Raw genomic sequence first — 21,539 nt, 5'->3', positions numbered from 1 at the left:
CCGCGCTCGCGGTCATGCTTGCCGGCTGCGTCGTCGTGCCGGCGCGGCCGATGTATGTGCACGTGCCGCGCGTGGTCGTCTACTGACGCGGCGCTTCGGCGTCGTCATCAGCGCGCGTTGCGCCGTCGAGGTGCGGCGCCGCCGCTTCCGATGCCGCGACGTCGGACACATCAGGCGCCTCGACTTCAGGCACTTCGGGCACCGGCGCGGGCGCTGGTTTCGGCAGCGGCGCCATATAGCGCTGCGCCAGCGACTCGTACAGCGGCGGCGCGAAGAAGCGCGACACGCGGCTCGCGATCAACGCGGTGGCCATCAGTGAAATCACCAGCGCATGGCCGTTGATCATCTCCATCACGATCACGAACGACGTGATCGGCGACTGCGTGACGGCTGCCAGATAGCCGACCATCGCGAGCGCGATCAGCATCGGCAATTGCATCGAATCGAACACCATGTGCAGCAGATTGCCGAAGCCCGCGCCGATCGACAGCGACGGCGCGAAGATGCCGCCCGGAATGCCGGGCAGGTATGAACCGACCATCGCGATCATCTTCAGGAACGGATAGAACACCGACAGCTGCTCATGGCCGTCGAGCAGTCCGCGTGCTTCCGCATAACCGCTGCCGAACGTCGTGCCGCCCGAAATCAGACCGACCACCGCGATCGTGAAACCGCACAAGGCGGCGAACACGACCGGCCGCTCGCCATGCAGTTGACGCAGCGGCGCCGGAATCCAGCGCGCGGTATTCAGCAGCAGCCAGCCGAACACGCCGCCCGCGATGCCGGTGACGACTGCCGTGAGCAGCACCGCGAGCGCGAGCAGGTCAGGAAAGTGCACACCGATCTGGATCGTGCCAAAGTAGGTGTAGTTGCCGTTCAGCCCGAGCGCGATCACGCCCGCGATGATGATCGCGGTGATCACCACACCGCTCGCGCGCGCCTCGAAGCTGCGCGTCAGTTCTTCGATCGCGAACACGATCCCGGCGAGCGGCGTATTGAACGCGGCGGACAAGCCGGCGGCCGCGCCAGCCAGCACGAGCTGCCGTTCGATCAGTGCGTTCGAGCGTGGATAGAGCCTGCGCAGATTGAACATCAGCGCCGCGCCGACCTGCACGGTCGGTCCTTCGCGGCCGATGGTGAAGCCGCCCAGAATCCCCAGAAACGAAACCGCGATCTTGCCGAACAGAATCCGGAACGACAGCAGCCGCGCACCGTATTCGCCTGGCTTCGAATGGAGCGTGGCGATCACCTGCGGAATGCCGCTGCCTTCGGCGCCGCGAAAGAAGGTGCGCGTGAGCCACACGGCGAGCGCCGCGACCGCGGGCGTGACGAGCAACGGCGCCCATACGAACCGGTGTTGCAGCGTGCGGAACTCGGCGTAGCCCCAGTCGATCAAGCGCGCATATAGCACCGCGATCAGGCCGACCGCGATCGCGCCGAGCCAGAAAATGCCGTATTGCCGCCAAAGGCGTCTTGCGCGGCGCGTGATCGTGGAAGAACGCTGGGAAAAGGGCCGGGACATAAGCGTGTGTGCTGGCGCAAAGGGTGAAGTATAAAGCGCACCGCGCCGGCTAAAGGGTGTGCAAGCATTCTGAGATGCCGCGGAATCCGAGGAGATTAGACGCAGTATGTAATGCGCCGTATTGAGATTCCGATGCGGACGCTGCCCGATCCAACAAGGAATATTACAATCGTCGGCTAAAATGGTGGGATTTTCGAACAACTGACAGGTCTTTAATGAAGCGAGTCCTTATCGTCAAGGTCACTTCGCTCGGCGACATCGTGCAGGCGCTGCCAGTCGTCGCCGATATCAAGCGCGCGTTTCCGGGCGTGGAAGTGGATTGGGCGGCCGACGAAGCATTCGCCGAACTGGTGCATTGGAGCGAAAGCGTCGACCGGGTGCTGTGCGCGCCGCTGCGGCGCTTCAAGAAGGCGCGCCGCTGGGGCGATCTGAAGGCGATCTGGGCGTCCATCGCCGAACTGCGGGCGTATCGCTACGACTTCATTATCGACATCCACGGCGTCTACAAGAGCGCGATCATCGCGTTCCTCGCGCGCTCGTCGCGGCGTATCGGCTATCAGTCCAAGGATTTGGGAGAGCGGGGCGCCGCATTCGCGTACACCGGGCGGTTCGGCCCGCGTCCAGAAGGCAATGCGTGGCATGGCATGCGGATCAGCGCAGGCGAGGCGCTTGGCTACGAGGTCGAAGGGCCGCCCATTTACAACCTGCGTCTGCCCAACCCGGTGCGCCAGCCGTTCGAGGCCGGGAGCGCGCCGGTCGCTGCACTTTTTCACGCCACCTCCAAAGACGACAAGAAGTGGCCGCTGACTCATTGGGTGGCGGTGGGTCGCGAGCTGGCCGAGCGGGGCTTTCGCGTGGTCTTGCCGTGGGGTTCCGCCGGCGAGCGCGCCGAGGCGGAGCAGATCGCCGCGCAGGTGCCGAACTCGACCGTGTTGCCGAAGATGAGCGTGACGGAGATCGCACAGATGATCGACGCATGCTCGCTGGTGGTCGGCACCGATACCGGCTTCGTCCACCTTGCCCACGCGTTGCAGAAGCGCACCGTGATGATCTTCGTGGCGACGTCGCCGTCGCATTGCGGCGTCGAATCGCCTTACCGTTCGATCTCGGTCGGCGACGGCCGGTCGGTGCCGCCGGTCAGCGCCACGCTCGCGGCGATCGACTACGTGCACAGCGAGCCGCAGGAGTCCGCCGTCCAGCAGCACTCGGCCGTCGGCTGAGCGCTGGTTTTCGCGCTGTCGCGCAATCGTTTGCTCAAAAAGAAAAGAGGCGTGACGCGCAGATCGCCCGATCAAATGGGCGCTGTCACGTAACGCCTCCGAAATCGCCCGTGTCGGGGAACAGCGGGCGGAGAGGAAATCGTTTGGTGCGAAGAACGGTGCTCGGCGAAGCGGCCTGAAGCGGATGCCCGTTCGGTGTCAAAGCCAGCGGCCGCTTCTTGTCGCCGGATTAAACGGTTCTTCATCCCACAGGTGCGAAGCGCAAATGCCTGATCGCGCCGTTTAGTGCTGCACCGTTAACCCCGCGAAGCACCGGCGCGAGGTTTGCTGCGCGCAATACACGCCTGTTAAATCTGTCGCTTTTCGTTGAGCACGTTTTTCGATTCACGCTCCGTCTTCAGTCGGATCGCGGCCTCGCCGCCGCTCGAACCCGCTCTCCACACGCAACGCCCGAGCCCTATGCACCGCGCCAGCAAGGCATGCGCCGCATGGGCGCGTTCAAACCAGTATAGGCGGTGTTTTCCGCTGATGTGAACGCATCGCCCAAAGCCTTTTGATTCGGCGGTTTTCATGCACCGGCGATGTAACACCTTGGTGATCTTCCCTTACAAATGGCAACGTTCGTGCGAGGGCTTGTCGTGTTCAATCGGGTCATTCGGGGTTTGGCTCGAATGAATCTGACTCGATGGAGAACAATATGAAACGCTTGCTTCTGACTCTCGCCGCCGGCACGCTCCTCGCAACCGCACTCGGCGGCTGCATCGTCGCTCCGGCCCCTGGCTACTACGGCGGCGGCTACTATCATCACGGCGGCTATTACTACCGCTAAGACCGCTGAAGGCGTTCAAGCCACCAGCATCTCGAACGCGACTACCGCGGCAAAGGCAGCCGCGTTCGCAGCCAGCGCTTCCAGCACGATGCCCTTCCAGCTCGCCGGACGAAAGCGCAACGCCAGCAGCAACGCGCCCAGCAGCGCCAGCGCGATGATCATCACGATGTCCGCGTTATGAAGATGAATGTTCATCCGAGCCTCCCTGCATGCCTTAGGGTTATTGGAATCGAGTATAGGCAAGTCAAAAAAGCACGCAATACCAGGATCAACATAGGAAGGCCGCATACGCAGCACGTAAGGCGGCGTCCCGCAGGTGCCGCCGGGGCGCGCAATTGATGCGCCGGGGGCATCGGGTCGGGAGCAGGGGCGTCGTTCAGCGCTGACGGTCAACGTCAACGATCAACGTCAACGTCAACGTCAACGTCAACGTCAACGTCAACGTCAACGTCAACGTCAACGTCAACGTCAACGATCACCGCCGCGGGTCACCGCACACTCAATGCGTCGCCGCTTCGCCGCATCATCGCGTCGCCGCGGCTCGCATCGTCACATCAAGCGCGCGTCACGGGTTTCGCGCATGCACAGCACGCCGATCAGGCTCACCGCCGCGGCCACCGACACATACGCGCCCACCCACGGCAGCCCGCCGTGCGCGGCGAGCACCTGCGCGATATACGGCGCGACCGACGCGCCGAGAATCCCGCCGAGGTTATACGACACGCCCGCGCCGGTATAGCGCACGTTGGTCGGAAACAGCTCCGGCAGCAGCGCGCCCATCGGCGCGAAGGTCACGCCCATCAGGAACAGCTGGATCACGAGGAACAGCAGCACCAGCGGCGTTTCTCCGCTGCCGAGCAGCGGCGCCATCGTGAAGCCCGACAGGATCGCCGCGATGATGCCGACGATCAGCACCGGCTTGCGTCCGAAGCGGTCGCTCGCGCGTGCCGACAGCGGTGTGGCGAGCGCCATGAACACCACCGCGATGCACAGCAGGCCGAGGAACGTCTGCCGCGGAATGTGCAGCACGGACACGCCATATGAGAGCGAGAACGTGGTCGCGTTGTAGAACAGCGTGTAGCAGACCACCATCGCGAGCGCGCCGAGCACGGTGGGCAGCCAGTGTTGCGACAGCAGCGTGGCGATCGGCACCTTGACGCGTTCCTTGCGCTCGATGGCGGCCTGGAATGCCGGCGTCTCGGCGATTTTCAGACGCACGTACAAGCCGAGCACGACCAGCACCGCGCTGACGATGAACGGCACGCGCCAGCCCCAACTGCGGAACTGTTCGTCGCTCAACGACAGGGCCAGCGCGAAGAACAGCCCGTTGGACGCGAGAAAGCCGATCGACGGCCCGAGTTGCGGGAACATGCCGAACCAGCCGCGCTTGCCGGCCGGCGCGTTTTCGGTGGCGAGCAGCGCCGCGCCGCCCCATTCGCCGCCGAGGCCGATGCCCTGGCCGAAGCGCAACACGCACAACAGGATCGGCGCGAGGCTGCCGATCGAGTCGTAGCCGGGCACGAAGCCGATCAGCGTGGTCGACAGGCCCATCACCAGCAGCGAAGCGACCAGCGTCGATTTACGGCCGATGCGGTCACCGAAGTGGCCAAACAGGAATGAGCCGATCGGCCGCGCGACAAACGCGATGCCGAACGTGACGAACGCCGACAAGGCCTGAGCCGTGGCCGAGCTATGCGGGAAAAACACCGGTCCGATGACGAGCGCCGCGGCGGTTGCGTAGACGTAGAAATCGTAGAACTCGATCGCGGTGCCGATGAAGCTCGCGAAGATGATCCGCGCGCTGCTGTTCTGCCCGCTCGTATTGGGCTGAGCCGAGGAAATCGGCGATGTGGACATGCAGGGTCTCCATGTGTCGTAAGGCCGCCGGGCGCCGTGCGTTAAAGGTCGGTCGCGCACGCCGCGGCGGCATCTTTGTTTACATTCCCACGCTCCGCGCCGCTTGCGCGGCTGATGCGAAGCCACGCGAGGCGCGCGGCGTTCAACAGCTTACAACGGCAGCCGGCGCGGTTCGCGCGCGAACACGGCCATGCCGGCGGATTGTCGAACGCGGGTTGCCGGGCGAATCGCCAGGCGGGTTGCGTGAAGCGTGCGGATAACAAGGTGGCCGCTCTGGCGCGACACGCTGGCCGTTGGGCATGAGCCGTCAGGCGTGAGGCATCGCGCATCAAGCGGGCGACGCTCGCGGATGACGCGGCGCCGCTGCAATCGGCGTCGCGCCGCGCCGACGGGTATGCGGGCAGCGTGAGCCATGCCGGAAGGCTCCGGCGACGGGAATGGCAAAATTATAGCGAGCGCGGCTATTGGGCAGCAATGGCGGCGCAAGGATGATGGCGGGCAGTGAGGTCGTTGCGAGGGCGCTGCGCGGTCGTACGACGCCTCAGTGATGCACGCTGTGCAGTCACCGGTAAGAGGCGAGGCGTCTTCAGTCGATCGTTTGCGCTTGCGGCGACGCTAGCTCACGCAACTGGAATTTGCCGTCGTCGTTGAACAGCCAGTCTTCGAACAGTTCGAGCTGGCCACGGCCATTCAGCAGCTTGCCGGGCGGCAACGGCAGCGGCGCGGCGCGGCGCAGCGTGGCGAGCGCGGTGCTTTCGGCTTCGTCGTCGCCATTGGTGCGATAGACCGACGACTGCACCACGTGCCCATTGCGATCTACCGTGAACGACACCACCACCAGCGAGCGCAACATTGCCTGCGGTGTGCCGCGCAACACGTAAGAAGGATTGCGTTCGACGATGCGCTTCGCAACCGCGTCGCGATACTGGTCGAGCGTCGCGCTGTTGATGGCGGCCAACGGCGTGCTGACGACGGGCTCATGCGTCGGCAGCGTGATCGTGCAGCCGGTAACCGCGACGGTCAATGCCGCGGTCAGCAGCGCGCGAGGCGTGGACAACGACGCTGCGCTCATGCGCGCAGTGAAACGTCCGGTCGGAGGGCGAAGGTGGCGCGTACGGGTGAACATCGTCGGCGAAAAGCACGGAGAGGGCTTACTTTGATGGTAGTCAAAAAACGCCGGGATGCAATTGGCGTTCGCCCGCTATGCACGGCCGCGCGCGGCCGTAATAGCCGGAAATATTAGCGGATTGGTGGGCCGCACAAACACGCCTACACTTTGATTGCCTCTTTCGAGAGGCATCGGTGGAAGTCTTTGTTTAGCCCGCTTCGTGCGGGCTTTCTTTTTTTGCGCGCCGCGTGCGCACGCCGTGCGGGTCCGCCAATGAAAAAGGCGAACCCGCTGACGAGTCCGCCTTTCTGTGGCTTGTGCAGTGCATGCAGTGAGCGGCGCTCACCACTTGCCGCGCCACGTGCTGCTTTTACTGCTTTTGCTGCGCTCGCTGCTTCGGTTACTTCAACGCCGCACGCGCCGCCTTCACCGCCGCGAGCACCTGCTCCGGCGCCGTGCCGCCCGGATGATTGCGGCTCGCCACCGAGCCTTCGAGCGTCAGATACGAGAACACGTCCTCGCCGATCAGATGCGCGACGTTCGGCAGCTCGGCGCGCATTTCTTCCAGCGTCAGATCCGCCAGATCGCAGCCGCGATCCGCGCAGATGCGCACGGCCAGCGCGACCGCTTCGTGCGCGTCGCGGAACGGCAGGCCGCGCTTGACCAGGTAGTCGGCCAGATCGGTGGCTGTCGAGAAGCCTTGCAGCGCGGCGTCGCGCATCGCCTGCGGCTTCACCGAAATGCCGGCGACCATTTCAGCGAAGATGCGCAGCGTATCGGCGACCGTGTCGACGGTGTCGAACAGCGGCTCCTTGTCTTCCTGATTGTCCTTGTTGTACGCGAGCGGCTGGCCCTTCATCAGCGTCAGCAGCGCGATCAGATGGCCGTTCACACGACCGGTCTTGCCGCGTGCGAGTTCGGGTACGTCCGGGTTCTTCTTCTGCGGCATGATCGACGAACCGGTGCAGAAGCGGTCGGCCAGATCGATGAAGCCGACGCGCGGGCTCATCCACAGCACGAGCTCTTCGGAGAAGCGTGACACGTGCGTCATCACGAGCGCCGCCGCTGCTGTGAATTCGATTGCGAAGTCACGGTCGGACACCGCGTCGAGCGAGTTCGCGCAGATGCCGTCGAAGCCGAGCGTCTTCGCCACCGCGTGACGGTCGATCGGATAGCTGGTGCCGGCGAGCGCCGCCGCGCCCAGCGGCAGACGATTCACGCGCTTGCGGCAATCGACCATGCGCTCGGCGTCGCGCGAAAACATTTCGACGTAGGCGAGCAGATGATGGCCGAACGTGACCGGCTGCGCGACTTGCAGATGCGTGAAGCCGGGCATGATGGTCGACGCGTTCTTTTCCGCCATGTCGAGCAGCGCGGTGCGCAGATCCGTCAGCAGGCCACCGATCCGGTCGATCTCGCCGCGCAGCCACAAACGGATGTCGGTCGCGACCTGGTCGTTGCGCGAGCGGCCGGTGTGCAGACGCTTGCCGGCGTCGCCGATCAGCGCGGTCAAACGCGCTTCGATGTTCAGGTGGACGTCTTCCAGATCGAGTTGCCACTCGAACTCGCCTCGCTCGATTTCACCCTTGATCTGCGCCATGCCGCGCTGGATCGAGGCGAGGTCGTCGGCGGCAATGATCTTCTGCGCGGCCAGCATCGAGGCGTGCGCGAGCGACCCTTCGATATCGACGAGCGCCAGACGCTTGTCGAAGAAAACCGACGACGTGTAGCGTTTGACGAGCTCCGACATCGGCTCCGAGAAGCGAGCCGACCAGGCTTCGCCTTTTTTGTGCAGTTGGGACGTCATGGTGTTGGGCAGTTAAGCGGCAGTTGAGCGTGCGGTGAAGAGGCTGACGGCGCGCCCGCGCGAACCGTGCGAAGGCGCCGCCGAAGCGAGGAAAGACAAGGATTTTAACACTGGCCGCGCGCCTTCAAGACGCTGCGGGCGAGGCGTTGTCCGGGCGATATTCATGTGCGGCTCAGGCGAAAGGCGCGCGGCGGTTCGGCCAGACAGCGTTGGCGCGCGCGTCGCAGCGCAGTCCGCTACTCGCGCACCAGCACCACAAGCTTCAGGTCCTCGCGATGCGCGGGCTTGAAGGTGATCTGGTCGTAGACGATGTGGCCGTCGCGCGGATGATTGAACTCGCGCCGGCCGCCCTCGCGGCCGCCGACGTCCTGCGATGCCCAGAAGCGCGCGAAGGCGTCGCTCGCGGCCGCCAGCGAATCGATCAGCGCGCGGGTGGGCGCGTCGCTCAGGTGGCGGATCGAGTCGGCGCGGAATTCTGCGGCGAGGCGCCGCGCACGCGTTTCCCAGTCGACGATCAGCGCGCGCGCAGCCGGTTCGGTGAACGTGTAGCGCAGCAGATTGCGATCATGCGCGCCGTCCAGCCAGCCGACGAACAGGTCGGCTGCGCGCTCGTTCCACGCGAGCGCATTCCACTGCCGATCGAGCACGTAGGCCGGCGCGCTCACGAGCTGCACCGTTTCCAGCAGCGTGGCGGGCGCGTCGGCGGCGGCCGGATCGGGCTCGGCCGGGTCGCGCTGCGCGGCCAGCTCGAACAGATAGGCCCGCTCGGCGCGCGACAGTTGCAGCGCGACCGCGATCCGCGCGAGCGCGTCGGCGGACGCGGAGACCGGCCGGCCCTGCTCGATCCACGTGTACCAGGTGGGGCTTACGCCGCACAGCTGCGCGACTTCCTCGCGCCGCAAGCCGGGCGTGCGGCGGCGCGGCCCGGGCGGCAGGCCGACCGCTTGCGGCGAGAGCCGTTCGCGGTGAGCGCGGATGAAGTCGCCGAGCGCGCGGGCGGGGGTGGCGTCGAGCGGCGGCGGGTTATTGGCGGATGACGGCGTGGTCATTCTGATCGGGTTGCGGCTGGGTGGTGATTGGGGTAGTAATAGAGATACCAGAATAATTGCTTAACTTGTACTGGTACACGACGGGCCCTATTGTAGCGGCAGTAGAGGCTGGAACGGCACAATGCCTTCCAGCTCTACCCTCTAATCAATAACCGGAGCCTCCCCATGAAGCATCACGATCAGGTCGCCGACGCCTTCGGCTCGACCGCCGCCGCATATTTGACGAGTCAGACCCATGCAACCGGCGCTGATCTGGGGATGCTGGCCGAGTCGATCGCGGCGACGCCGGGCGCGACGGTGCTCGACATGGGCTGCGGTGCGGGCCACGCGAGCTTCGCGGTCGCGCCGCACGCGAAGGAAGTGGTCGCCTACGACATCGCGCCGCAGATGCTGGCGACGGTCGACGGCGCGGCGCGCGAGCGCGGCCTCGCCAACATCCGCACGCAGCAGGGCGCGGCCGAGACACTGCCGTTCGCCGACGATTCGTTCGACTGGGTGATCAGCCGGATGAGCGCGCACCACTGGCACGACGTGCCGCGCGCGCTCGCCGAAGTGCGGCGCGTGCTGAAGCCGGGCGGCAAGGTGCTGTTCGTCGATATCGCGGGGATAGATCACCCGTTGCTCGACACGCACATTCAGGCGGTCGAGTTGTTGCGCGACGGCTCGCATATCCGCGACTACCGCGCCGACGAATGGGTTGCGTTGTTCGCCGCGGCGGGTTTCAAGGCATCGATTCGCGAACGTTGGCGCATCGACATCGAGTTCGGTTCGTGGGTGGCGCGCATGCGCACGCCGGAACCGCGCGTGGTCGCGATCCGCTCGCTGTGGGACCATGCGCCGGATGAAGTGCGGCAATATTTCGACGTGCAGGAAGACGGCTCGTTCAAGCTCGATGCGCTGATGATCGACGCGCACTGAACGCGCTGCAAACAGAACGGCGGGATGCCGAAACCGACATCCCGCCGCAGAGAATCGCGTTGACTCTGACTTTGACTTTGCGTTCGCGCGGCGCGCGGCCAGGCGCGCCGTTCACGCCGTAGCGCGCGAACTCAGCCGATCGCTCAACCCGTATTGCGCAGCCCCGCCGCAATCCCATTGATGCTCAGATGAATCCCGCGCAGCACGCGCGCGTTGCTGTCGCCCGCGCGGTGACGCTTGAGCAGTTCCACCTGCAGGTGATTCAACGGATCCAGATAAGGGAAGCGGTTCTTGATCGAACGCGCGAGCAGCGGATTCTCCGCGAGCCGTTCACTCTTGCCGGTGATCTCCGACAACACCTTCGAGGTGCGCTCCCACTCCGCGACGATGCGCTCGAACACGTGCTTGCGCAGCTTCTTGTCCGACACCAGCGCGGCGTAGCGCGACGCGACCGCGAGATCGGTCTTCGCCAGCACCATGTCCATGTTCGACAGCAGGTTCGAGAAGAACGGCCAGGTCTTGTGCATTTTCTTCAGCAGCGCGAGACGGCGCGCGCGTTCGGCGTCGCTCGGCGCGCCGTCGAGATGCGCGGCCACCGCGCTGCCGAAGCCGTACCAGCCGGTCAGCAGCAAACGGCATTGGCCCCACGAGAAGCCCCACGGAATCGCGCGCAGATCTTCGATCCTGCGCTGCTTCGGGTCCTGCAATTTGCGCGCGGCAGGCCGGCTACCGATGTTCAGTTCGGCGATCTCCGAGATCGGCGTCGACTCGAAGAAATACTCCTTGAACCCCGGCGTTTCGTAGACCAACGCGCGATACGAGGCCATCGCCGCGTCGGACAACTGCTGCATCGTCTCTTCGAACACCGGCAGTTGATCGGGCGCATTGCCGTGCGGCAGCAGCGACGCTTCGAGCGTCGCGGCCACCACCGTTTCCAGATTGCGCAGGCCGATCTCCGGATTGCCGAACTTGCTGGCGATCACTTCGCCTTGCTCGGTCAGGCGGATCTGGCCGTCGACGGTGCCCGGCGGCTGCGACAGAATCGCCTGATAGGTCGGGCCACCGCCACGGCCGACGGTGCCGCCGCGTCCGTGGAACAGACGCAGCGTCACGCCGCGTTCGTTGAACAGCGACACCAGCGCGAGTTCGGCGCGATACAGCTCCCAGTTCGACGTGAGGAAACCGCCGTCCTTGTTGCTGTCCGAGTAGCCGAGCATCACTTCCTGCTCGTTGCCCTGATGTTCGATCAGCGTATCGACGCCCGGCAACGCGATCAGATCGCGCATGATGTGCGGCGCGTTGCGCAAGTCGGGGATCGTCTCGAACAGCGGGATCACCATCAGGCCCGCGTAGGCCGGATCGTTCGCATCGCCGAGGCAGCCGCGCAACAGGCCGGTTTCCTTTTGCAGCAGCATCACTTCGACCAGATCGCTGACGGTCTCCGTGTGCGAAATGATGTAGTTGCGCACCGCGCGCGCGCCGAACTTCTCACGCGTCACGCGCGCCTCTTCGAGCACGCCGAGTTCGCTCTTCACGAGGTCGGAGTACTCGGCATACGGCAGGCGCAACATGCGCGGCTGCGACAGTTCCGCGAGCAGCACGGCGAGCTTGTCCGCTTCGGAAAGCGCCGCGTAGTCTTCCTCGACGCCCGCGCGCTTGAGCAGTTCGGCGATCACCGCTTCGTGGATGTCGGAGCTTTGGCGCAGGTCGATGCTCGCCAGATGGAAGCCGAACACTTCGGCGGCCCGCGCGAGCGGCGACAGACGCGGTGCGGCGAGCGGCGCCCCGTGATGCTCGGCGAGCGAATCGATCAGCACGTGCAGGTCGCGCTCGAACTCGGATGCGTCGTCGTAGGGCTTGGCGCGCACCGGCGCCGCGCCGCGGCCCGCGCTGCGCACCGGCACGCTGCCTTCGCCCAGACGCACGCGCGCGCTCGCGGCGAGCCGCGTGTACATGCCGATCAGCGCGCGCCGGTACGGCTCGTCGGTGCGATGCGGCGACTGGTCCGGCGACGCGGCCGCGAGTTCCTTCAGCGCGTCGCTCGCACCGGCCAGCAGGTTCGACACCGACAACTCGGCGCCGAGCTTGTGCACCTGCTCCATGTAGTGTTCGAAGATCACCGCGGCCTGACGCGTGATCGCGTTTTCTAGCGTCTCGGCAGTGACATTGGGATTGCCGTCGCGGTCGCCGCCGATCCAGCTGCCCATCTGGAAGAACGGCGGCAGACGCGCTTCGAGGCCGTGCTCCTTGAGCGCCTCTTCGATGTCGGCGTAGAGCGCCGGGATTTCCTCGAGGAAGGTAGCGCGGTAATACGACAGCGCGTTTTCGATTTCATCGGCGACGGTGAGGCGCGAGTCGCGCAGCATCCGCGTTTGCCACAGCGAGGTGACGCGTGCGCGCAGCATCGCTTCGTTGTGCGCACGTTCGCGGTTGGTCAATTGCTGGTCGCGTTCGGCGAGCAGTCGCGCGACGTCATGCTGCGCGTCCAGAATGCTCTTGCGCTGCACTTCGGTCGGGTGCGCGGTCAGCACCGGCACGATCAGCGCGTCGTTGAAGAACTGCTGCAGCACCGGCGTAGCAGCCGCGCCGGCTTCGACGAGCCGTTCCAGCGCATGGGCGATGGTGCCCGGTTGCGAAGTCGAGCCGGCCAGCGCGTGAATCCGGTGACGGCGATTGCGGTGACGGTCTTCGGCGATATTCGCGAGATGCGAAAAGTAGCTGAACGCGCGCACCACGCTGACGGTCTGCTCCGGGCTCAGCGAGCGCAGCTTCTTGTCGAGCGTCTGCGCGGCGGCGCTGTCGTCCTCGCGGCGAAAGCGCACGGCGGTCTGCCGGATCGTCTCGACGACGTCGAACACCGCGTCGCCTTCCTGCTCGCGCAGCACGTCGCCGAGCAGACGGCCGAGGTAACGGATGTCCTGGAACAGCGGATGGTCCTTGTTCTCACGTGTGCGGCCGTCGTTTTTCGGCGCGGAGACGGGCGTGTCCGCCGACACGGCCTGCAGTTGCGGCGCTGCGGCGGCCTGCGCTGCGGCGGCGCTCGTTGCAACCACCTTGATTTTGGTGGACCCGGCTGCCTTGGCCGCCTTGTCCGCCTTTGATGCCTTCACCGCTTTTTCCGCCTTGACGGGCGTGGAGGTCTTCGCGGCCTTGGGGGCTTTGGCAGCCAACGCAGTTTTGCCGGCGCGTTTGCCGGCTGTCGACACGGCCTGGGCCGCGATGCCGGTATTGGCATCGGTGGCGGCGTCTGTAGCAGCGGAAGCCGAGGGCGCAGCGGCGCGGGCCGCGCGAGCGTTGGGCGATGCAGTGTTGCGGCGGGCAGGGCGCGCCGATCCGGAAGACGTCACGATGGGTTTCCTCAGGGAAGCCAGGGTCTGTTAAGTGATGAACTGCTACTGCGGAACTGCACTATGAACTGCAACGTGAACTGCACGAAACGGTCTGGACCGATGGCGTGTCGCCGGAGAGGGGGCCGCGTGGCCGCACGCAACGTACGAACCGCACGCGGTGCGCGACGCGCACCATGCACGGATGCAGGCGACGCAAGCTGCGCCGCATTGCATCATCCCGCAAGCCGGCGCGCGGTGCGCGAACGACCGTGCATGAACAGGCCGGGATGGGGCACGCGCGCGCTGCGCGAAGCCCGTCTCCTCCATCGATACCGCGCCGGCACGGCGCTCCGCTGTGCCTTGGGACACAAGGGCGCGTGCTAACATTGATTGTTATCACATCCCGTCATTCGATCAGCAAGCTAATGAACACTGAGACGTTTTCCACGCCACCCCACACGCTTGTGATTGCGTCGCGAGAAAGCCGCCTGGCCATGTGGCAAGCGGAGCATGTGCGATGTGCGCTGCACAAATTATATCCATCTTGTGACGTAAAAATCCTCGGAATGACGACCCGCGGCGATCAAATTCTCGATCGCACCTTGTCGAAGGTCGGCGGCAAGGGCCTCTTCGTCAAGGAGCTGGAAGCCGCGCTGGCCGATGGCCGCGCCGACCTCGCCGTGCACTCGTTGAAAGACGTGCCGATGGAATTGCCCGCGGGCTTTACGCTTTCCACCGTGATGGAGCGCGAAGATCCGCGCGACGCGCTGGTGTCCAACCAGTACGACTCGCTCGCCGCGTTGCCGGCCGGCGCGGTGGTGGGCACGTCCAGCCTGCGCCGCGAAGCGATGTTGCGCATGCGTTATCCGCATCTCGAAGTGCGTCCGTTGCGCGGCAATCTGGACACCCGTCTGTCAAAACTCGATCGCGGCGATTACGCGGCAATCATCCTCGCCGCCGCAGGTCTGAAGCGCCTGGGTCTGGGCGAGCGCATCCGTGCGCTGCTCGATCCGGAAGACAGCTTGCCCGCCGCCGGCCAGGGCGCGCTCGGCATCGAGATTCGCGCGGATCGCGCGGACCTTGCCGCCTGGCTCGCGCCGCTGCATCACGAACCCACGGCAGCCGCCGTCGAAGCGGAGCGCATGGTGTCGCGCGCGCTCGGCGGCAGTTGCGAAGTGCCGCTCGCCGCTTATGCAAGCTGGCATGACGGCGCACTGCATCTGCGCGGCATCGTCGCCACGCCCGACGGTCAGCGCGTGCTGAGCGCGCAGGCGTCGGCGCCCGCGCCCACCGTCGAACGCGCGATCGTGCTCGGCCAGGAAGTGGCGAGCGCGCTCGAACAGCAAGGCGCGCTCGAGATCGTGCGCGCACTCAGCACCGCCAGCGGTCCCGCCGCCGCGTCGCACTCAGACGGTCCGGCGGACAGCACGGCGACCGGCGAGTGATGGCGGCCGACATCCCAGGCCACGCAGCTTCCCCCGCCGGCAAGGCGGCGTTCACGGTCGTGATTACGCGACCGGCCGGTCAGTCGAGCGAGTTGATCCGGCAACTCGACGCCGCCGGCATCGCCACGCTCGACTTCCCGCTGATCGACATCGCGCCCGTCGCCGACGACGCGCCGTTGCGCGCGGCGCTCGCTGCGCTCGAACGCTACGCGCTGGTCGTGTTCGTTTCGCCGAACGCCGTCGATCACGCGTTCGCGCGCCGCGACGGCATCTGGCCGCATGCATTGCCGATCGGCGTGGTCGGGCCGGGCAGCGTGCAGGCGCTTGCGCGCCACGGCGTCGCGGCGCCCGCGCATCGCGTGATCAGTCCCACGTCCGGCGCCGATGACGAAGCGGCGAGCTTCGACTCCGAGGGCCTGTTCGCGGCCATCGACGCGTCGCTCGGCGCGGCGAGTCTTGAAGGCAAGCGCGTGCTGATCGTGCGCGGCGACGGCGGGCGCGAATGGCTCGCCGACCGTCTGCGCGAAGCCGGCGCCGAAGTCGAGACGGTCGCCGCGTATCGGCGCATCGTGCCGGAGCCATCGATCGGCGGCTGGGCGCGCGTGCACGAGTTGCTTGCGGGCGCGCCACATGCGTGGCTGCTGACCAGTTCCGAAGGCGTGCGCAATCTGCAAGAACTCGCGCAGGAGCATCTGACCGCCGACGAGATCGTGCAACTCAAACGCGCCACGCTCGTCACGCCGCATCCCCGTATCTCGCAAACCGCGCGGGCATTGGGTTTTGATAGGATTACGGTGTCCGGCGCGGGCGACGAGCGCATTGTTCGCGCGCTGCTTGCCGCCGTCCCGACCGTAGTCCAACCGGTACCGTCCAACCCGGCTCATTCACCGGCTAAATCACGCATGACAGAAACGAACGCATCCACGAACGCCTCACCCCAGCCGGCTGCGACCACCGCGTTGCCGCCGAATCCTCCCTTCACGCCGTACGAAGCGCAAAAGCGCCGCAGCGCGAGCGGACCGCTGCTGTGGTTTGTCGTCGTGATCATTGCTTGTGCGGCGGGCGTGGGTGGCTTTGCGCTCAATCGCAAGGTGGAGCGCAGCGAGCAGCAAATCGCGCAGCGCCAGCAGGCCAACGACACCCAGACCAACGAACTGCGCATCAAGACCGAGCAGGCGCTGGCCACGGTGCATCAGGCGGATGCGCAGGTCGCGCAACTCGAAGGCAAGCTCGCCGATGCGCAAGCCGCGCAGCAGGCGCTGCAACAGCAATACGCGGATCTCGCGCGCAATCGCGACGACTGGACGCTCGCCGAAGTGGGACAGATGCTGTCGGCGGCGAGCCAGCAGTTGCAGCTCACCGGCAACACGCAGCTCGCGCTGTTCGCGCTGCAAAGCGCGGACACGCGCCTCGCCGCGTCGGACAGCCCGCAGGCGGTCGCGGTGCGCAAGGCCATCGCCCAGGATATCGACAAGCTGAAGGCCGCGCCTTCCACCGACCTCACCGGCATGGCGATCAAGCTCGACAACGCGATCGATCACGTCGACAGCCTGCCGCTCTCCGGCGAAGCGCCGATCCCGCATGCCACGCCGCATGCGGCCACGTGGGCCGACACCGCGAAGGTGGCCGCGGCCACCGGCAAGCCGCGCTGGGAAGTGTGGCTGCATGAGGTAAGCGCCGGCGTCGGCGAGCAGTTGACGAGCCTCGTGCAAGTGCGCCGTATCGATAACGCCGACGCGATGCTGGTCACGCCGGATCAAGGCTACTTCGTGCGTCAGAATCTGAAGCTGCGCCTTTTATCCGCGCGCCTCGCGCTGCTCTCACGCAACCAGACCACGCTGAAGTCCGACCTGGGCGCAGCGCAGTCCGCGCTCACGCGCTATTTCGACGACTCGTCGAAGCAGACGCAGACCGTGATCGATCTGGTCAAGCAGGTGGATGCGGGTTCCGCCGCGGTTGCGTTGCCGAATCTGGACACCAGTCTGCAAGCCGTCAATCAATACCGGAACCGAGGTTAATCATGGCGATCCGGGGACTTCTATGGCTTGCGTTGCTGTTCGCCATCGCGGTGGTGCTGGCGGTGGTCGGGCGCTTCGACACGGGGCAGGTGCTGCTGATCTATCCGCCGTACCGCGTCGACGTGTCGTTGAATCTGTTCGTGGTCGCGATGGTGGTGCTGTTCATCGTGCTTTATGCGCTGCTGCGCATCATCCGCAATATCTGGCGTATGCCGCAGCGCGTGGCCGCTTACCGGGCGCGCGCGCGGGTCGCGAAGGCGCATGCCGCGTTGCGTGACGCGATCGGCAATCTGTACGCGGGGCGTTTCTCGCGCGCGGAAAAAGCCGCCAAGGATGCGCTCTCGAACGGCGACAACAAGGGCGCGGCCGGCTTGATCGCCGCCACTGCAGCGCATCGCATGCATGAATATGCACGGCGCGACGAATGGCTCGCGCAGATCGACGAAAACGACTGGCAGGACGCGCGTCTGATGGCGACCGCCGACATGCGCGCGGACGGCCGCGACGCCGACGGCGCATTGACCGCGCTGACCGAAATGCAATCGCAGGGCGCGCGGCGCATTCACGCGCAGCAGATCATGTTGCGCGCGCAGCAGCAATTGAAGAACTGGGGCGAAGTGCTCAAGCTCGTCAAGACGCTGGAAAAGCGCGAGGCGATTCATCCGGCGGTGGCGGTGCGTCTGCGTCAGCTGGCGGCGGAGAACCTGTTGCGCGACCGGCGCCATAACGCCGATGCGCTGCTGGAACTGTGGAGTTCGCTGTCGGCGACCGAGCGTCATTCGCCGCGTCTCGCCGATCTCGCCGCCGAACTGCTGGTGGCGCTGAATCGGCCGCAGGAAGCGCGCAAGATCGTCGAGGAAGCGCTTGCGCAGAATTGGGACGCGCGGTTGTTGCGGCGTTATCCGGATACGACTGCGGGGGATGCGTTGCCGCTGATTCAGAAGGCTGAGGGGTGGCAGAAGGATCGTCCGGAAGATGCGGACTTGATGTTTGCGTTGGGGCGGTTGTGCCTGCATCAGCAGTTGTGGGGGAAGGCGCAGTCGTTCCTTGAGCGTGCGTTGAAGCTGGCGGATAACGAGACGCTGAGGATTCGCTCGCATCGTGCGTTGGCGCGGTTGCATGAGCAGCTTGGCGATAGCGATAAGGCTAGCCAGCATTATCGGGAGAGTGCGTTGGCGATGAATATTGTGTGAGGGCTTGGTGGTGGCGGTGCGTGCGTTCGTGATTTCCGACGCACTGCTTTAAGTCTCTCGAATCGCTACTCGATGGCCGCAGCTGATGCTGCGGCCATTTGTTTTTGTGCTGGGTATTGCCTGTTGTGGGGTGCCTGATTTGATCGCTTAGTGCGGGGCAGTGGCCGGTTGCTGCACGGCGGTCGAGGTCAACGTGATCGCGCATTTCGCAGATGGCTTTTTGCGCGGCGAAACGTGGGCTTCTTCGATGGACGCTTTTGCTCTCTGCGATGCCTTAGCCAGCAAGTTCGTCGCATGCTGCGCGGTGAGGCGGCTGCGCGGGATGCCCTTCGCGTCGAGTGCAATCACCTGGAATAACTCGCGGTCGCATTCGAGTTCCTGCTGATACTGCTCGGCCGTGTCCAGCAGCAATTCGAGCAGCGTCTGACGACGCTTTCTTTCGTCGCGCGTAATCGCAGGATTTCTAACTATCGATGACGCGAGTGTGATCAACGTGTCCAGTTGCCCCACCTGCCGGTCGCATAAATCGAACGCGGAAAGGGCAAGCTTTTCGTACTGGAGTGCGTCGACTGGCGGACGCGAAGCCGGTTGATTTTTGACGGACCTGGGCATGGTGCGATCTCCCTGTTGGTTCTTGGGGTCGCCCGGACACGCGCCTTTTGGGGGAGGGGTGAGCGGGCACGTGGCGGGGTTAGCAGACCGGGATACAAACAAACCGGCGAGCCTTGCGGCTCCCCCACCACAGCCCGCCCATTGAAATATATAGACGTGCAGCAGTAGACGCACACCCGCCTGAGCGGGAGTGCGGTTTGTATCACAGGCTGCTAAACCTGGTCGCTAGGTGTTTCCCGGCGACTTGGTAATTATAAAGGAGGGAGCCTATCTCGGATTTAGTCTTGGGGCTAAATGCCGGGATTGGCCGATTGGATAAGGGCGAGTAGGGCAGGAGAGTGATTGATCGCTGCTTTGACCTATTTACACCGCAATTTCATAGGCGGCTGAGTAGCCTTTGTGACTCGTGGCGCTCCATCCGAGACCGGCTTGGGGAGTACCTGGTATCGGACGATGTGGAGGACTGAAGGCGACCCGATGCGGTCCGTCGCTCGAATCCGGTCGAGAGGTCCCGTTTTCTGGACATAGCGGTCATTGAACGGCTTTCGGTTTCGACAAAGCGAGCTAGCCTCGAACGCCGATGGGCGCGCCATTAAAGGACAAAAGGGGGAAGCTGGCTGGCATGAACAACGGAGCGACCTTTTTTCTTGCCGTAGAGCAGACATCCATTACCGCTGCGACCTATAACTGGAAGCGAAAGATCTCGGATTTGTCCAACCGGAAGATCAGTGATAAATGGGTCCAGCCTACCAGCCGATAGTCGTGATCCACGAGATAACGATATATTGCCGACTTCATGATGTCGTTTATCAACATCAATGTCGATTCCACGATAACAATCTTTGGCCTGTACTTGTTGATATCGATTGACCGCAGCACCTGATAGTCGTGACCTTCCGCGTCGATTGAAAGCAGATCGATCTCTCGAGCTGAGTAACAGCTATTCGCCAGCACGTCATTGAGCGTCGTCGTTTCGACGTTCCTCACGGAGACGGGGGTTTCGGCGCGTCTCGCAACCTCTCCCGGTTCTATGGTCGAAGTTAGTCCGTAAGCGGAAAAAATGTAGGCTTGCCGCGTTGCCTTCTCGTTAGAAATCGCTGCGCACACGTTGGTATCGCCAGACCGCGCAAGCTTGAATGCCTCGATTTTCACCGGGTCCATATCGATGTTGATGCCGCGCCACCCTCGCCTGTACAACGCGTATGTATTCGAGAACTTGATGGGATGGTAGGCGCCCACATCCACGTAAACACCATTGTTGAAGGTCGGACTGATGATCTCACGCAGTACGGCATCTTCTCCATACTGGGAGTAGTACAGGCGCGCGCCCCTGGTTATCCAAGTCTTTCGTACAAGCCACATTGAGTGAGGGATGTCTTTGAAAGTCCACATAAAGGCCCAAACTCAGCGCTCGATTGACGTGTATCGCAGTAGCCTAGACAATCTCGAGCGATTTGCAAGCCTTTCTCCACTCGCACCGGCCAAACGTCCCGTCTCTGCTCAACATTCAATGCGCTCGTTCGTATCCTGTATGCGAACGCATAAATACGACCCAAATGTCCCCGCTATGGGCACTTTCTTTTTCAGCGCACATTCCATGCTCGTTGAAGAGACGCGCGGCGTCCTTAAAGGATGCGAATCTTCAAGCCCGATGCTAGCTGCCCGAAGGAGGATGTATGCCTCTTCTGTCACCAGATCGATCCGTTGAACACACTGCCCCCAGCGGACTTTCCATGCGACCAGTCGACCACGCGGCGCGTCGGAAACACGTGTTAAAAGCGAGAACTAGATGAACATCATCGTCGAGTGAAGGACCGTCGTCAGGGTGAAACCGACGCTCGAATGACCGCCGGAGCACGCAGACGAACGGCCGCAGATGGCCGACTAGTGCCTCATCCGTTGGCAGTAGTCGGCCCGCATTTGTCGCTCGGTTGTTTCTTCGGATAAACGACCGTTCTCAGCGGTGTAGAGGTCGCTCGTTGACACACCAACGCAAAGCCCCAGCAGTAGATCACCGCGAAGGCCCGCGACCCACCCCTCATTTATTAACCATCCTGGCCGGCACACTAATCGCAAGCAGCCCACCAAGAACCATAAACGCCGCAAGCATATACATCCCCGAATCATTAGCCGCCGTAGCCTGCTTCAACGACCCCACCGCATAAGGACTAAGAAACCCGGCCAAGTTGCCGATAGAATTAATCATCGCAATCCCCGCTGCCGCCCCCGTCCCCGCCAGAATCGCCGTCGGCAAGCTCCAGAACAGCGGCAGGGTAGTGAGAATGCCCATCGTCGCGAGCGTGAGCGACGCCATCGCGAGCAACGTGTTGTGCGTCCACACCACCGAAAGCACCAGCCCAACCGCCCCCGCAAACGCCGGCAACGCAATATGTCAGCGCCGCTCGCGCTGCCGATCCGCGCTGCGCGCCACCAGTACCATCGCCACCACCGCCGCCGCAAACGGAATCGCGGACAACAGCCCGATCATGAACGCATCGGTCACGCCGGTCGCCTTGATGATCGTCGGCAACCCGAAGCTCACCCCATACAAGCCCATCACAAACGAAAAGTACGTGAGGCTGCCGGTCAATTTTTTTGCCGTTCCATAGGTCGATGTGCCCGCCGCTCATCT

Annotated in this window: 16 protein-coding genes and 1 pseudogene; 6 read left to right on the top strand and 11 right to left on the bottom strand. The window is 64.3% G+C overall.

All coding sequences use genetic code 11. From position 1 onward, the window contains the following. Positions 1–79: 79 nt before the first annotated feature. Positions 80–1,522 (bottom strand): chloride channel protein, encoded by a 1,443-nt coding sequence (locus P0D89_RS18430; protein WP_408365787.1) that lies wholly within the window; start codon positions 1,520–1,522, stop codon positions 80–82. Positions 1,523–1,737: 215 nt separating this feature from the next. Between P0D89_RS18430 and waaC the strand changes: the two genes are divergently transcribed. Next, positions 1,738–2,742, top strand: coding sequence for a lipopolysaccharide heptosyltransferase I (waaC, locus tag P0D89_RS18425; RefSeq protein ID WP_408365785.1), 1,005 nt, complete (start codon positions 1,738–1,740; stop codon positions 2,740–2,742). A 347-nt stretch (positions 2,743–3,089) separates the two neighbouring features. Here the strand turns inward: waaC and P0D89_RS18420 are convergent, their stop codons facing one another. Then, positions 3,090–3,314 (bottom strand): hypothetical protein, encoded by a 225-nt coding sequence (locus P0D89_RS18420; RefSeq protein WP_408376966.1) that lies wholly within the window; start codon positions 3,312–3,314, stop codon positions 3,090–3,092. A gap of 125 nt (positions 3,315–3,439) precedes the next feature. Here P0D89_RS18420 and P0D89_RS18415 point away from each other — a divergent pair, with 125 nt between their 5' ends. Next, a complete protein-coding gene (locus P0D89_RS18415; protein WP_408365783.1) occupies positions 3,440–3,571 on the top strand; it encodes a hypothetical protein in 132 nt (43 codons plus the stop codon). A 15-nt stretch (positions 3,572–3,586) separates the two neighbouring features. Here the strand turns inward: P0D89_RS18415 and P0D89_RS18410 are convergent, their stop codons facing one another. The 5 genes from P0D89_RS18410 to P0D89_RS18390 form a co-directional block, all read right to left on the bottom strand. Then, positions 3,587–3,766 (bottom strand): hypothetical protein, encoded by a 180-nt coding sequence (locus P0D89_RS18410; protein WP_408376965.1) that lies wholly within the window; start codon positions 3,764–3,766, stop codon positions 3,587–3,589. 354 nt (positions 3,767–4,120) lie between these two features. Then, positions 4,121–5,428, bottom strand: a complete 1,308-nt coding sequence (locus P0D89_RS18405; protein WP_408365779.1) for an MFS transporter — start codon at positions 5,426–5,428, stop codon at positions 4,121–4,123. 586 nt (positions 5,429–6,014) lie between these two features. Continuing rightward, positions 6,015–6,500: an energy transducer TonB family protein gene (locus P0D89_RS18400; protein ID WP_408365777.1), complete on the bottom strand. Its 486-nt coding sequence runs from the start codon at positions 6,498–6,500 to the stop codon at positions 6,015–6,017. Between the two features lie 436 nt (positions 6,501–6,936). After that, complete coding sequence (gene argH, locus P0D89_RS18395; protein WP_408365775.1) at positions 6,937–8,343, bottom strand: argininosuccinate lyase; 1,407 nt, start codon at positions 8,341–8,343, stop codon at positions 6,937–6,939. Between the two features lie 236 nt (positions 8,344–8,579). Next, positions 8,580–9,392, bottom strand: a complete 813-nt coding sequence (locus tag P0D89_RS18390) for a helix-turn-helix transcriptional regulator (RefSeq protein WP_408365773.1) — start codon at positions 9,390–9,392, stop codon at positions 8,580–8,582. A 165-nt stretch (positions 9,393–9,557) separates the two neighbouring features. Between P0D89_RS18390 and P0D89_RS18385 the strand changes: the two genes are divergently transcribed. Next, on the top strand, positions 9,558–10,310 hold the full coding sequence (locus tag P0D89_RS18385; protein WP_408365771.1) for a class I SAM-dependent methyltransferase: 753 nt from the start codon (positions 9,558–9,560) through the stop codon (positions 10,308–10,310). Positions 10,311–10,453: 143 nt separating this feature from the next. Here the strand turns inward: P0D89_RS18385 and ppc are convergent, their stop codons facing one another. Next, the gene (gene ppc, locus P0D89_RS18380; protein ID WP_408365769.1) at positions 10,454–13,657 is read right to left on the bottom strand and encodes a phosphoenolpyruvate carboxylase; all 3,204 of its coding nucleotides are present in this window, start codon (positions 13,655–13,657) and stop codon (positions 10,454–10,456) included. Between the two features lie 407 nt (positions 13,658–14,064). Between ppc and hemC the strand changes: the two genes are divergently transcribed. From hemC to P0D89_RS18365, 3 genes are read left to right on the top strand one after another with little or no spacing between them, the layout of a single operon-like run. Further along, positions 14,065–15,084: a hydroxymethylbilane synthase gene (hemC, locus tag P0D89_RS18375; RefSeq protein ID WP_408365767.1), complete on the top strand. Its 1,020-nt coding sequence runs from the start codon at positions 14,065–14,067 to the stop codon at positions 15,082–15,084. Next, a complete protein-coding gene (gene hemDX, locus P0D89_RS18370) occupies positions 15,084–17,102 on the top strand; it encodes a fused uroporphyrinogen-III synthase HemD/membrane protein HemX (protein WP_408365765.1) in 2,019 nt (672 codons plus the stop codon). Before hemC ends, hemDX begins: the two co-directional genes overlap by 1 nt. A gap of 2 nt (positions 17,103–17,104) precedes the next feature. Continuing rightward, a complete protein-coding gene (locus tag P0D89_RS18365; protein WP_408365763.1) occupies positions 17,105–18,295 on the top strand; it encodes a heme biosynthesis protein HemY in 1,191 nt (396 codons plus the stop codon). A gap of 147 nt (positions 18,296–18,442) precedes the next feature. Here P0D89_RS18365 and P0D89_RS18360 read toward each other — a convergent pair whose 3' ends face one another. From P0D89_RS18360 to P0D89_RS18350, 3 genes and pseudogenes are all read right to left on the bottom strand, one after another. Further along, positions 18,443–18,907 carry a hypothetical protein gene (locus P0D89_RS18360; protein WP_408365761.1) on the bottom strand — a complete coding sequence of 155 codons (465 nt, stop codon included), beginning with the start codon at positions 18,905–18,907 and terminating at the stop codon, positions 18,443–18,445. A 681-nt stretch (positions 18,908–19,588) separates the two neighbouring features. Then, positions 19,589–20,299 carry an FkbM family methyltransferase gene (locus P0D89_RS18355; protein WP_408365759.1) on the bottom strand — a complete coding sequence of 237 codons (711 nt, stop codon included), beginning with the start codon at positions 20,297–20,299 and terminating at the stop codon, positions 19,589–19,591. A gap of 646 nt (positions 20,300–20,945) precedes the next feature. Continuing rightward, positions 20,946–21,488 (bottom strand): annotated as a pseudogene (locus tag P0D89_RS18350) (MFS transporter); the annotation flags it as partial. Between the last annotated feature and the right edge of the window lie 51 nt (positions 21,489–21,539).

This window comes from Paraburkholderia sp. RL18-085-BIA-A, from assembly GCF_046027075.1.
Taxonomy (GTDB): Bacteria; Pseudomonadota; Gammaproteobacteria; order Burkholderiales; family Burkholderiaceae; genus Paraburkholderia.
This window is presented reverse-complemented; position numbering and strand designations above follow the sequence as displayed.